Genomic DNA, 13,542 nt, shown 5'->3' with positions numbered 1-13,542 from the left:
GGACTCCACTAGTCCACACTCCAACCGTCTAAATTCAGTTCTTTCTCTTCTGAATCATGCTCCATTTGAATTACTCGCTTCGAATTATCGACAATCAGTTTGACATCGCTTATACCTACTTTTTCTGATCTCGCAGCATTTGAAGTTGTTACCTGAGTTTTTCTTCTGGAATTTCTTGAATGAAGCTCATCACGCTCCTTAGATAATTTTACTTTAGCTCTTTTCAAGTCCAGATTTTCTAATTTCGACTTTCTTATTCTCCTTGCCTCTTCTTTAATTTTGTTATGTTCAAAAACTGACAAACCCGATGCATAGGCATAATCATCGCAATCCACCTTTAAGTAGACTTTATTTATCACATCCAAAATCAAAATATAGCCAATATCAAATGGGCTATATTTAATAGTTACCGTTACTGGGCCATCTCGTCGATACAAATCTTTGAGAATCGATGAATTGTAATCCATCCCAAAAATTCGAACCCCACCTTTACTTAGCTCTCGTGTGTCTGTCGCCATTAGAATTGGGGTCAGCTCCATTTCATCTTCTAATGGTACTGGGAAATCTTCCTCTGACGCTTTCCAAAGCTCATTTGGAGTCATATCTAACTCCTCAATTGGCAAATTATTATAGATTTCCGTCAGCCAAGTAACAAAATAATACTTAAACTCCGAGAAAGTCATTTTGGCTTCTTGCCGCGCATCATAACCTTCTCCACTTTTTCCGGGTTTTCGGACGACGCCGGGCAGATCATCAAGTACCAAAGAATTTACGATCCCAAAGAATCGTTCGATGCGGCTTTTATAATTCCCCTTTCGAATCGGACAATACTGAAAAATTGAACCGATTTCGTCAGCAACAGCAATAAAACTATTCCCCCAAAACTCATTGGCGTTGTCTGTGACCAACAACACCGGAATACCATGTGCTGACCAACTTGAATCACAACCAAGGTTTTTTAAAAAGGATTCCTTTGGCAGAAAAGCATTCATACAGGCCATGCATACTGACGCAAATGAAGGCTTCTCAAACGAAAGCTGAAAACCAAGCACCATATGTGAATAATGATCAATCAAAACAGTGATGTTCGGCCTACCCAATAGGGTTTTATGATCATCATGTAGTACATGTATATCCAATAATGTATGGTCTATTTCAACTCTTTCCAAAATCCTTATTGTCTCTATTCCACTTTTAGCGTTTGCAAGTTCCGCCAAGAAAGCTCTAGTGCCTTGCCTCGCTTTCTGCTTATTCTGATACAGCCCCTCCATAACGCGGTTTTGCACTGTCAGGTAAGTTGGTATCTTGAGTGTATCGTCTGGATTATCTATGTTATGTGCGGTAATTTTATCTTCTACATTCCGCACAATTGACGCCATAGTAGGCTGACTAAGCTTAAAATAACGCTTTGCTTCTTTTCGAATTATTGCCAAGACCCTTGCATCAATTTTTGGCTCCCGAGAGCCTTTATTACGATGCTTTGGATACAACCCTCGCATTTTTCTGCCAGCATCAATGAAGTTTTTATGCCAGCCTCTGACGGATTGCCAATGAGGAGCCTGCTCACCTAATTCCTGGGCTACTTCCCGTATTATTGATCCAGCGCTTTTTTCAGTAATCTTGCTTACGCCCTTTTCCTGCAACCATTTGACATACTGATATTTCCGATTAGTCTCACGTTGCTCCCGTTCAGTTAGATCAAAAAACTTCAAGTCACCAAGGTCACGAGACTCTGCAAGAAACTTCAGGCCCCCAGATTCGTAAATGCTGTTGAGGCCGTCTCTATGCAGTTTAGATGTCGCGCCGTTTGCTATATTCGCCAGCACCATTTCATTTTTTCCGACTTGCCTAACAATGGCTCTATCACAGGGTTGACCATTGATGAATTCAACAATGGCTCCTTCGACACATAATTCAACCAACATGAAACTTTACCTCTGTCATCATGGTTAGTTGTTCGGAACTCATGTCAAAACTCAAGTATCCCAGCGCGAGCCACGAATATATTTCCCTTAACGACGCACTGTCGCCGAGTTTGGCAACTAGACGAGACAGAGGCATCGAAACAGTTATACCTGCGGCGCAATGGTGAAGGTTTCTTATATCTAATGAAGGGCGTTTTCTGTATTGGTACAGTTTTTCGTAATTGGAAAGTAGTGGCTGCTGAAAAATTTCAAGCTCATCGACTACGAAAAAATTGACATTAGGTTGGTATTGGAACGTCGATTCAAAACGAGCCAAAAGCTGCTGGAGGTGAAATGTTGAAGCCCGCTCAAGCGACTTTACCCCTACATAACTACGGGCACCCGAAGCGTAGTGCACCTCGAAATTCGGCTTGAAGGCAGTTTCTTCATCCTCTCCTGGAATCTTGAATGTTTTTGGCTGAGGAAAGTAGGTTGCTACGTTGGGGTCAAATTCCAAATGCAGACAGTATTTCGATTCGAGAATGGATTCGACGAGGATTGTCTTGCCACCATTTGCCTTGATGGCGGGAAATCGGACGATGTTCTTAACAGCCGATCTTTTAAGCTTGCGGGCAGAATTTGTCATTTTTATGCGTATTCCGAGCTTCCATGCTCAAACTATACGCTTTTTATAGGCTTCTTATAAAAATCTTATAATGTTTTCCTAAATTTTTATAAATTTTCCATAAAATTCACATTTGCTTATATTTGCGCCAAGTTGCCACGGTCTTCAAGCCAGCTCTTGCGGTCGCCGGCACGCTTCTTTGCCAGTAATAAGTCCATCTGCTCGCGAGTGTCGTCGTTTTCTTCGATGGTCAGTTGCACTAAGCGGCGGGTATCCGGATTCATCGTGGTTTCCCGCAATTGCGACGGATTCATTTCACCCAAACCTTTGAAGCGCTGAATGTTGATTTTGCCGGTGAGCTTTTCGGCTTCGATGCGTGCCAACACTCCCAAACGTTCCGATTCGTCTAGCGCATAAAATACTTTTTTACCCACGTCGATACGATACAGCGGCGGCATCGCCACGAACACATGCCCTGCCCTGACCAAGGCGTTGAAATGCTGATAAAACAGCGCGCAAATCAAGGTGGCGATGTGATTGCCGTCTGAGTCAGCATCGGCCAGGATGCAGATCTTGCCATAGCGCAGGTTTTGCAGGTCGTTACTATCCGGCTCTATGCCCAGTGCCACGGCGATGTCATGTACTTCTTGAGAAGCCATGACCTCATTGGAATCGACTTCCCAAGTATTCAATATTTTGCCACGCAAGGGCATGATTGCCTGGAACTCACGGTCCCTGGCCTGCTTGGCCGAACCGCCGGCCGAGTCGCCCTCCACCAGAAACAGTTCGGTGCGGCCAAGATCCTGCCCGGAACAATCTGCCAGCTTGCCAGGCAAAGCCGGGCCTGAGGTGATGCGTTTCCGGATAATTTTTTTGCCGGCTTTCAAGCGCTTTTGCGCGCTAGCCAATATGATTTCAGCGATTTTCTCGCCTTCCTGCGGATGCTGATTCAACCACAGGCTGAAAGTATCTTTGGCGACGCCGGAAACGAAGGTCACGCATTCGCGCGAACTCAGCCTTTCCTTGGTTTGTCCGGAAAACTGCGGGTCCTCCAGTTTTACCGACAACACAAAATGACAGCTTTCCCAAACGTCTTCCGGCGCGACCTTGACGCCGCGTGGCAACAGACTGCGGAAATCCAGAAACTCGCGCATCGCCTCGGTCAAGCCGGCGCGAAGGCCGTTGACGTGGGTGCCGCCTTGCGCAGTGGGAACCAAGTTCACATAACTCTCGGCGATGGTTTCCGGCAGGCTGTCCGGCGTCCAGACGATGCCCCACTCCACCGCTTCATTGCTGGCCGCCATATTGGCCATGAACGGTGGCTGTGGAAAAATTTCGGCATCGCCAACTCTATCGAGCAAATATTCCTGTAAACCGTTCTGGTAACACCATTCGTATTGCTCGTCGCTGAGTTCGGAATTTAAAGTGATTTTTAAGCCCGGACACAATACCGCCTTGGCCCGTAACACGTGCTTGAGCTTGCTGACCGATACCCGGTTGGAGTCGAAATACTTGCCGTCCGGCCAGAAGTGCACGCTGGTGCCGGTGTTGTTTTTACCGACCGTACCACTTTGCCGCAAGTCGCTGACTTTGTCCCCGCCTGCATATTCCATCTGATACACGCCGCCACCGCGCTTAATCTCAACCAACAGTTTTTCTGATAAAGCATTGACAACCGACACGCCGACACCGTGCAAGCCGCCGGAAAATTGATAGTTTTTGTTTGAGAATTTGCCACCGGCATGCAGTTGCGTGAGGATCACTTCCACCCCTGGAATACCTTGCTCGGGATGAATATCCACCGGCATGCCGCGGCCGTTATCATCCACACGCACCGAGCCATCTTTATAAAGTACAACATTGATGGTATCGGCGTGGCCGGCCAAGGCTTCGTCCACGCTGTTGTCCACCACTTCCTGCACCAAATGATTAGGGCGGGTGGTGTCGGTATACATACCGGGACGTTTACGCACCGGGTCCAGGCCGCTCAATACTTCTATAGCAGCCGCGTTATATTCTTGGGTCATGATGTCTTGTAAAAAGTGATTATCAAGTGTTAGCTGGTCATTATATGTCACCAACCAGCACGAGGACGCTGGTAAAAACTGCTTGCAAGCCAAGATACTGTCCCAATTTGCCATTAGCACTCAGTGGCCGTGGTTACTGGCATACGAAATTGTATTGTTAAGCAATTAACGTGAGAACTACATGACGGGACGGGATCAAGCGATGCGCACTGCCGAAATCGATTTTTACACCGGGGTATTTGCGCCAGCCGCAGCAAGTTTAGCCGATTAGACCTTGAAATCCTTGCCGAAGAGCTGGAAAACCTGCGACGAAGCGATAAAAATGGCCGCGATTGCAAATGACTTCCATGAATCTAAAAACGCCACTATTGTCCCAGCCTGCTGAAGACTAGCGGATAGGCCCTTCGAAAAGCCGGAAGAACGGCGTTTTCCAGGGCCCCACGGCTGTTTCCGATGATGAGCAAACAAATCTTCGCGCTTTCGATCAACGCAGCCGTTGGATCTGATCGGCGGCGAAGACCATGGTTTCTTTTCCGGGCGTTGTTTCGTTGAAATCAATCGATACCGGCCACACGCGAGCAAAGCTCCATTCCGCGATGGGACTCATTTTTTGATCGTAGACAATCAATGTAGCATCGACACGCGCCTTACCCCCTCTGCCGCTGGCAACCTGTTGTCGCCAATTCCAAAAATCCAGCGACTTACTCAAGCCTTTACTACAGGTAAGATTTTTAACCGACATGCGCCCCGGTATTTTACTGAAAGCGATGTCGTCGCGCGTGACAATCTTCATTTGCTCCACTTCGTTCTGCGAACCCATGCCTTTGCAATCCGTGAAATAGGTGGAGATACCGCCGGCGTTGAATTCATAGTAGACCGGCAGTCCGGAATCACCCGCGACATCCTCAGTGGCGGCTCCGCTGGCTGACGAGACCATGGCGAAACCCAATATAACGCTAATAAAATGGGTAGCTGCTTTCATAACATATCCTCAAAAAGTTCAATGAAAAACTATTCGGCTAAGCCTAGACGGCGGCCGAACGATTCGATAATTCGGTTGGGCTGAAAGCCATCGACTCGATGTTTAAAAAATCTGTCGTAAAAATCGATGAACTTCAATTTGTATGAGCAAATCGGATGCCATTTTTTGCGAACCGGGGCGATGACAGGCTAAACCATTGAATATAAAACGCTACTCATACTCCACGACCAACAAACATTGCCATGGATACAGCCTTCTGAGCACGAAATTTCGTTTTTACACGACATATCGTGTAATCATTGAAAGGGCGGTTGGCCGGCATGCTGACAAACCGCTCGGCATCACCGGCCACCTGCCGCATTAGCGGCTCGGGAAGGACGGGACTTTGGCTCAGCGAGACGGCTTGCAAAATCAGCGTGATCTGCTCGGCCGCCAACAAGCCGCGCGGCACGATGTCGCCGTACAACCAGACCGCGGCTTCGTTGGCCGGCGGCGCGCGATCCATGCCGGCCAGCGCCGCCACCTTATCAAGCAAGGCTGACGCCAGCAAGTCCATCACCCCGGCCATACATTGTTGTTCCAGCAGCACTTGCGCCGAGCGCAATTTTTGCGCGGCCGTCTCGTGCAGCGGGTTGACTGGCGCCGGGTCGGCTGCGCTTTCGAAAATCTGCCGGGCTTCGGCCAAGGGTGAGGCGCCTCCCAATCGTTGCAAGCTGCGCCAGGTGCGGCGGTCGATCACCGCGACTTTCAGGCCGTCGGACGATAAATCCTCGGCGGCTTCCTCGTCTCCCTCCCGCCAGCTTTCGACCACCACCAGCAAGCCCCCGGCTTTGGCCAGTATGCGTTCGATGCGCGACCCGAACGCGGTTTGAATACCGATCACGGCTTGGCGCACGCTGCCTTCGTCTTCTGCTAGGTATTCCAGCGGGACATGGACGGTAGCCCGACTAGATGGTTCCGCTTCCATTTCGGAATGACCAGCGCTTCGGCCGTTTCTACCTTGGCCGCATCGTCGGCCGGAGCGCCGCTCGCCAAGTCGTCGATCAAGGTCTGCAACATTTTCTTCGACAAACCGACCACGTCTTCAGTCGCATCCGGCTCGACGACGTTGTCGAACAAATCGCGCTCGCCCTTCACCAATTGGGCGATACGTTGGTCGAGGATCGCCGGATTCGGGATGGCAATCGCAGCTCACCAGCAAATTGCCATCGACATCGGCCACCAGTTCCAGCCAATATTGCTCGCCGTTTTCGTCCTCGACCTGAGCCTCCAAGCGGGTCCCATCGCGGGCGACACCAATCACCCTGTTGTCGTTGAAATAGCGCAAGCCTTGCTTGACCAAGTCTTCCGAGGCAATGGCATGCAGGCGCTCGGTATCGTAGAGGTAGATGTCGTTGTCCATCGCAAATCAGCGGCTGGCAAAAATTGGCTAGATTTTACCGGCAATCGACGGTGCGGCGAAACCCAAACACGGTTACGAAGCCTATCTTGTCAGACGCTTCGGTTGGTAAAGCCTCAGAAGGTAGTTCTGCTCACCTAAAAACAGGTACCGAGCCGGGACTGAGGATGGCGCCGCTGAGTGTTTTCAGAAATGCGATCAATTGACGAATTTCGGCTCCATTTAGATGCAAGGGTTTGATTTCGCTACGTCCCTCCGGAGCGGCGGGTGCCCGGCTGTAATGACCGATGACGGCTTGCAGGCTGGGGAATTGGCCGGCGTGCATGTAGGGCGGGCGTTCGGCGACATTACGCAAACTGGGCGGCTTATAGGCTCGCAACAAGCGAGGATCGCTCTTGTTGATGAAGTTCAACTCCCGACATTGCTCCGGATTGGCATCGCTGTAAGGTCCCAAGCAGTTGAATTCGTCGGCGACGACTTGTTCCGCGCCGGCCAGACGGCCTAAATCCCTGGGCAAGCCAGGGCGAATCGGGACCCCGGTATTGTGAAAATCCAGATCGCTGAACAACGGCCCGCGATGGCATTCGACGCAATGCGCCTTGCCGATGAATAGTTTAAGTCCCGCAACTTCTGTCGCACTTAGTGAATTTTCCTGCCTGACCGGAGCATCGTCCCACAAGGCGCGCACATAGGCATCGAAACGGCTTTCGCCCCACGTAATTCCACGCTCGTAGGCCGCGATGGCTTTGCCGACATTGGCAAAGACGCGATTGACGCCGTCACGTTCCGTGTCTTGGAGCCGCGACCAAGCGCGTCGCGCCGACTTGTTACCCAGCGGTCCGGCGTTTTCCGGCACGGCCGTCAGATCGGCCGGTGCGCCGAACACGGCGCGATATTCGGGGCGATAATATGCCAAAACCAATTTGGCTAAACGGCCACGGCTCAGATTGTGTTCGTTGGAATTCTCCAGTGGACCGAGTGCCTGCGACCATTGGCTGTCCTTGCGACCGTCCCAAAACAGCCATGGACTGTAGGCCATCCCCGTCAACGGCATGGCTCGACGACTGGCCCGGCCGACGCCTTTCGCCAAAGCTCGCCCGTCCTGAAAGCCTCGTTCCGGATCGTGGCAACTGGCGCAAGCGACTTTGCCGTTCGAACTCAAGCGTCGGTCGAAAAACAAGCGACGGCCCAATTCCACCGCAGCCGGGCTATCGGCAAAGCGGTTGGAAGGATCTGCCGGCAACGGCGGCAGACTGGACAGAGCCAGCGACCGCAATAGCGTCAATTCACTTTCCGTCCAATTAGCGCGGCCTGAGGCTTGAATGGTTAAGCTGCTAAAAAGCAACATCAGAGCCAAACCGTTGACCAAGCGGGTAGTCGGATGGTCTCGGCCTTGGCTGGTAACGGGTTCTTTCCGCAGGGTTTCGACGCTGCCGGTTCGGTCGCGGCAGCTGGCCAAATGGGCGAGAATGAACTTGATCGCGACTTTCATTTTACCGGGACTTCGAAGATCACCCAGTCGCGCCGGTTCTTCCACCACAAATCGAAGCGAACCCACCAGATACCGCTCATTTGAAACTTCATACCGTCGATACGGTAATCCCCGTCACCAAGATAAGCGGTTGCCCTGGGTTGTGTCGGCAAACCGTGAGCATGCCCCGGCATATGAGCGGAAACGGTGATGGTCAAGTTTTCCGCCGGACGCCGATCGGCCGTTTCCACATGCAATCGCCAGTCGTGAATCAAATCTGTCGTCACTTCCGGCACCAGGCTTTGCCAACGAACCCGGTAGATGCCTTTGCCGCTGATACGGTCGTCCGCTGCCGCTGAGGACGGAAAAATGGTCAGAGCCAAGATCATGCCCAATATAACGTGCGGGAATTTCAGGTTATTCATTCGTGTAACCAGTGTTCAAATTACAGGCAGATGAACACTATTAATGTTCGATTTCTAAACAGTTGGCACGCGCTTAGCACGCTAAGCGCGTGGGTTTCGGCCAGTGTCCGGTTTACGTAGAAATATTTGTGCCATGTTTCCGATGTCGGGCAATTTGAACACCTAAGCAATGTAGGATACTAGGGGCGGTTCCCCAAATGCCGCGCGTTTTCGAAGGCGTGGCGGCCTTGGCGTTGGCATAGCGTCTAGGTCTTGTGGGCGCGGGTCTGTTGCCAGCCGCCGGCGTCCGGGATCAAAACGCAAGAATAGAGTCGGGGCAGATTAATTTCTGAGAAAACGCGGCAAAAAATAAGCCGTCACTTTTGGCCCGCTCAAGAAATAGTAATAACAGACAAATAGATTACTGCGTCAACTTGTCGCGCGGCATTTTGTCATATTCAATTATTATTAATATTAAAGTATTATTAATCCCACTCTTGTTACATCCTACTTCCTAAAACCTTTTCAAGAGACTTTGTGCGGCTAATACTTAATTAGCCGCATTTTTTTTACCTCATCCGACTATCGCCGAGCAATAGGCTAACCGTTTTTCGGTAACTCACAGCCATTCGACATGGAATATGTTATGCGGGCATACATATCATAGATAAATCGAAGTTTTATATGCTCACACCGACCAACCAGCAAGCCTTAACCGAACAGCTAAGCTATTAATAAAGCCGACATGGCATCATAATAAATATTTAGCAATATAGACAGCGCGTTAGTGTACATTGCAGTCAATGCGGCATCAGGTTGATCGATTAAAAATCGTAGCCATTCGGACAGAATATAATATCCACCAATCAAACCCGCCTCGGCGCTCTCGGTAAACATTTGCCAATATTGTTCCGACTGGTCGGCCGCCGAAATCAAATAACGACTTACCGGCTCGATTGCAGCGATAGTCGCCTGCTCCGGATCGTCGTAAAAGCGCTGCCAATACTGGCTTGCTGTATCCGCTCCCGCTAATAATCGACTCTGCCAATGTTGATAAACTGCCATCGCTTCGGGCAAGAAATCGCTCTCGATCCGTGTATATAAATCGGTCGCACCATACATAAGCTGATCGGACCACGCGCTGAGTGTTTCCACTGGATGTTCGTACAATGCCTTGCCCATTTCAGCCAGATATTCATGTGAATTTTGCAATACCGCGCGAATATCATGATACAGAACATTCAATTTAAAACCGATTTGCTCATATAACATCAAAGTCGGCTGAACGAATTTGCTATCCACCTCGACACTGGAAATAACCTTAAAACTCAAATCTTCAAACATAGCCATATTTCCCTAAGTACATTCCGCATCATTACAGCAAAATATTGGTTGTATATTTACAGTTATTCATAATAAATACTTCTACCGTAAGAACATGACTAATTCAAATCCCTTCCCAACAACCTTAATATTCTATCGAGTTTTCTTTCTATCTCATCGATGCGTCGTAGCAGCTGGCCATCCTGATGTTGCAAATCCGACAAGCCATCTTGAATATATTCAAAATGAACTTGGAAGTATCTAGGTGCAGGAAACAAATGATCAACATCGGCTTTGCCGGATTGAGCATTTTCCAAACATCTTTCTACTGAGTTTGCGGAATATTTTGATGAGTCCATTTAAATTTCTCCTTGTTAATAGCCTTTACCGTAAAGCTAATCCTTGAATTTAATGCGCCGATCAGGCTGAAATAAATCTTGATTCAACCATCATTTTGCTGCGAAAACAAAATGGCGGTCGAAATCAAAAATTCCAGCCGCCAACTCGGCTAGTGTGTATCGAGCATATAGTTTGCGATATCCATTAACTGCTGATCGCTAAGCTGGGGAAACCCCGGCATCCGCATGCTATCCGGGCGCTTTTTACCAGGAGCCTTGGTCCAAGCAGCTATACCCTCGGGGTTACCGGCATAGGCATCCTTAATCTCTTGCAACGCGGGACCGACGGTTGGTAATTCAGGGTGATGGCAGGCCGAGCAATATTGCTTGAAGTCGGCTGCTCCGGACGGTTCATTGGCCGCGACCCGGTTATTTTTGCTGAATTCGGCATCGTTGCGAGCTTGGGTGACGGCCGCCTGATAGTTGGCGGTTTTCAGCGCGATCGCAGTTTTATGGTCGGCCAAGGCATTTTCACGGTATTCGTGCCTAGCCATGCCCATGATCACAACCGAGCCGACGAACATCAGCACTACCCGGTTAAAATATTTGAAACCGCTGCCCTCCTGATCTTGCAAATCCTGCCACATCCACCCAATTGCCGGCAGTGCAATGCCACCGCCCAGCAACAGTAGCAGCACGATTTCCCAACTCATGCCGTTGGCCGGCAATGACACCAGTACGATCAAACCGGTGAGTATCTGAACGATCACCGCCCCGAAGGCAAACACGTAAAAAAACCGCCGCACTTCCGCTATTCGCTGCGCGCTCAAAGCCACCTCGTCGACAAAGCCGCGCCGGCCAACCAGCCATACTAAAAACAGCGCGCCAAACAATACCGAGGCGGTGACGAAATGCAGATAACGCTGAATGACGTTGGGCAACAGCATCGCCGAGAAGAAACCCTTTACGTCGGGCCAGCGCTCGGGAAACAGCATCAGATTGACGTTGGTCATAAAGATCAAGGGTATTGTCAGAAACAGCAAGGTTTCCATCAAGGCAATGCCGATATGCAGTTCTCTGATGTTGACGAAGTGATTCCACCAGAACTTATGCGCATACGCGATCAAAAAGGCGATGGTCACCAGCGGGACGACACTCATCCAGGCATCGCCGATCAAGGCACTAGAGGCGTAAAACTGCGGCGCATACAAGGTGTTGATCAACAGTAAGGGCGCCACCCCCATCACCACTGCCAGACTTTTATTAACGGTAATGGTGCGCATGATGGCATAAGCGACTTTTTCAAAGTCGGGAGTTTTCAGTCCTTTAATTTGGCAAATCAAGCTGAAAATCGACCCGCCCAGCATCAGATGGACAAAGACGATATGCACGATGAACGACACAATCAGCAAAAACTCCAACAATCCCTCCCCAGCCGGCAGCGGCAAGGGAATATCGCGTGGTATCGGGGCGTTCATTCATTAACTCCTGTTAATACTTTGGAAAGATCGGGTAAAAAACCATAGCTTGTGGAAGTGGCCACGCTATCCGGCTTGGGAATGCCGCTGACCTGAGCACCGTGAAACGGCTCGGCATTCTTTTGCAACGACGCTAGATAGGCGGACAACGCTTTCAGTTCCTCGTTGTTGCCGGGAAACGGCGGCATGAAATAACGTGCGTTGTGCATATTCTCCAGATAAGCCGTGATGATTTTGGCGTCCCACGGTTTATCGCCATACATCCGTTGTAACTGCGCCCTGATGCCGTTGACACCCTTCACGGTATGACAACGGGTGCAGGCCTGGGCAAATACTTCCCGACCGGCATGGAGCGTGTTATCCGGCGTTACTTCGCGAATGCCGGCATAGATGGCATGTTGCAATAGCCCATCGCGTTGCAATAAAGGGTATTCCTCGACGCGAATGCCGTTGGCATACATGTATTGGCCGATGATGAAGGGTTTACGGATGAACTCGCGGACGCGTTCGAACTGTCCCAGCATGGCGAACAGCAACAGTACCGAGAACGCGTAGCGTTTCATCGATACCTCGCCTGGACATTTAAAGCTGGCGCGAATGGTCAGACCGACGAAGATCAGGCCGATAATCAGCAGCCATTTCAAACTGCTGTGCCAACTAACATAGTCTTGAGTTGCAATCGCGACCGGCAAGCTTTCCAGCATGTGTCCGGGTACCACGTTGTAATACCAAACCGAGGCAAAAATAAGCAACAACACCCAAACAGCGGACCACCGCGACAGCAAACTGACGGCATCGCGCTTGAACTCGACGTCTCTGACCGAGGTTTCTCCACGGCTGAACAAACACAGCAAAAACAGAACCACCATGCTGCCCATGACCATCGCCAATGCGGTCCTAAACGCAAGTTGCGGCAGATACATCGGATTAAACAATCCCGACAGTAAAGAACGATCACTCAGCCAACTGCCAGGATCCATCATGAATCCCAGAATGGCGACGATGATCGCCATCGTGATCCACGAAAAAGTCGCCAGAAACACCCCGAAACGCAGATGTTTACGTTTGGCATCCACGCACTTGGCCGCCTGTTGCCAGCTGAGGAAATACACCATGATCAAACTGACTTCGGTAACAAATACCAGCCATTCCACAAACCATCCCCAGAAAAATACCCGGATCAGGCTACCGATCGCCGCCGGATTCACCAGCGCCGCCGAAAACCAGATGCCGACGCCGGTTAGCGCCCCGACCGTGGTGGTCAAAATGAAGATGATTTTCAACAAGCGATAGGCAAGGTCGTCCCACTGGCGGTTCCCGGTTTGCATACCCTTGAATTCGAACAATGCCACCACCGGCAATGCACCAATCGCAAACGCATGATTGATGATGACGTGCAAAATGGCATCGATGGCAATCAATAAACGATTACCGATAAAATCGATATGAAAAATAGGAAAATCCATTGACAACCTCAAAAGAAAAAAAGCCAGCTATCGCCCAAATCGAATAGTACGCACAATGACGCGCCAACTTGAGCCTTCCGGAGTTCAACGCAGCCTGGAAGACTACATCCGGGGTTATTGAGCAT

At 50.0% G+C, this 13,542-nt stretch carries 13 protein-coding genes; all 13 read right to left on the bottom strand.

Annotation, left to right across the window (positions count from 1 at the left end):
• Positions 1–8: 8 nt before the first annotated feature.
• The gene (locus tag EBA_RS04655) at positions 9–1,925 is read right to left on the bottom strand and encodes a Mu transposase C-terminal domain-containing protein (RefSeq protein ID WP_192373575.1); all 1,917 of its coding nucleotides are present in this window, start codon (positions 1,923–1,925) and stop codon (positions 9–11) included.
• A complete protein-coding gene (locus EBA_RS04650; protein ID WP_192373574.1) occupies positions 1,915–2,550 on the bottom strand; it encodes a hypothetical protein in 636 nt (211 codons plus the stop codon). The genes EBA_RS04655 and EBA_RS04650 overlap by 11 nt, the downstream gene beginning before the upstream one ends.
• A 116-nt stretch (positions 2,551–2,666) precedes the next feature.
• The gene (gene parE, locus EBA_RS04645) at positions 2,667–4,556 is read right to left on the bottom strand and encodes a DNA topoisomerase IV subunit B (protein ID WP_192373573.1); all 1,890 of its coding nucleotides are present in this window, start codon (positions 4,554–4,556) and stop codon (positions 2,667–2,669) included.
• A gap of 484 nt (positions 4,557–5,040) precedes the next feature.
• Positions 5,041–5,538: a phage tail protein gene (locus EBA_RS04640; protein WP_192373572.1), complete on the bottom strand. Its 498-nt coding sequence runs from the start codon at positions 5,536–5,538 to the stop codon at positions 5,041–5,043.
• Positions 5,539–5,752: 214 nt separating this feature from the next.
• Positions 5,753–6,505 (bottom strand): hypothetical protein, encoded by a 753-nt coding sequence (locus EBA_RS04635; RefSeq protein WP_192373571.1) that lies wholly within the window; start codon positions 6,503–6,505, stop codon positions 5,753–5,755.
• The gene (locus tag EBA_RS04630) at positions 6,451–6,657 is read right to left on the bottom strand and encodes a hypothetical protein (RefSeq protein WP_192373570.1); all 207 of its coding nucleotides are present in this window, start codon (positions 6,655–6,657) and stop codon (positions 6,451–6,453) included. Before EBA_RS04630 ends, EBA_RS04635 begins: the two co-directional genes overlap by 55 nt.
• The gene (locus tag EBA_RS04625) at positions 6,623–6,940 is read right to left on the bottom strand and encodes a hypothetical protein (RefSeq protein WP_192373569.1); all 318 of its coding nucleotides are present in this window, start codon (positions 6,938–6,940) and stop codon (positions 6,623–6,625) included. Before EBA_RS04625 ends, EBA_RS04630 begins: the two co-directional genes overlap by 35 nt.
• Before the next feature lie 130 nt (positions 6,941–7,070).
• Positions 7,071–8,429, bottom strand: a complete 1,359-nt coding sequence (locus tag EBA_RS04620) for a cytochrome-c peroxidase (protein WP_223146642.1) — start codon at positions 8,427–8,429, stop codon at positions 7,071–7,073.
• The gene (locus EBA_RS04615; protein ID WP_192373568.1) at positions 8,426–8,833 is read right to left on the bottom strand and encodes a FixH family protein; all 408 of its coding nucleotides are present in this window, start codon (positions 8,831–8,833) and stop codon (positions 8,426–8,428) included. The genes EBA_RS04620 and EBA_RS04615 overlap by 4 nt, the downstream gene beginning before the upstream one ends.
• 702 nt (positions 8,834–9,535) lie before the next feature.
• Positions 9,536–10,156 (bottom strand): hypothetical protein, encoded by a 621-nt coding sequence (locus tag EBA_RS04610; RefSeq protein WP_192373567.1) that lies wholly within the window; start codon positions 10,154–10,156, stop codon positions 9,536–9,538.
• Between the two features lie 98 nt (positions 10,157–10,254).
• On the bottom strand, positions 10,255–10,494 hold the full coding sequence (locus EBA_RS04605; protein ID WP_192373566.1) for a hypothetical protein: 240 nt from the start codon (positions 10,492–10,494) through the stop codon (positions 10,255–10,257).
• 149 nt (positions 10,495–10,643) lie between these two features.
• A complete protein-coding gene (locus EBA_RS04600; protein ID WP_192373565.1) occupies positions 10,644–11,951 on the bottom strand; it encodes a c-type cytochrome in 1,308 nt (435 codons plus the stop codon).
• Positions 11,948–13,417 carry a c-type cytochrome gene (locus EBA_RS04595; protein WP_192373564.1) on the bottom strand — a complete coding sequence of 490 codons (1,470 nt, stop codon included), beginning with the start codon at positions 13,415–13,417 and terminating at the stop codon, positions 11,948–11,950. Before EBA_RS04595 ends, EBA_RS04600 begins: the two co-directional genes overlap by 4 nt.
• Positions 13,418–13,542 lie beyond the last annotated feature (125 nt).

Origin of the sequence: Methylomonas albis, assembly GCF_014850955.1 — a bacterium.
Lineage (GTDB): Bacteria > Pseudomonadota > Gammaproteobacteria > Methylococcales > Methylomonadaceae > Methylomonas > Methylomonas albis.
This window is presented reverse-complemented; position numbering and strand designations above follow the sequence as displayed.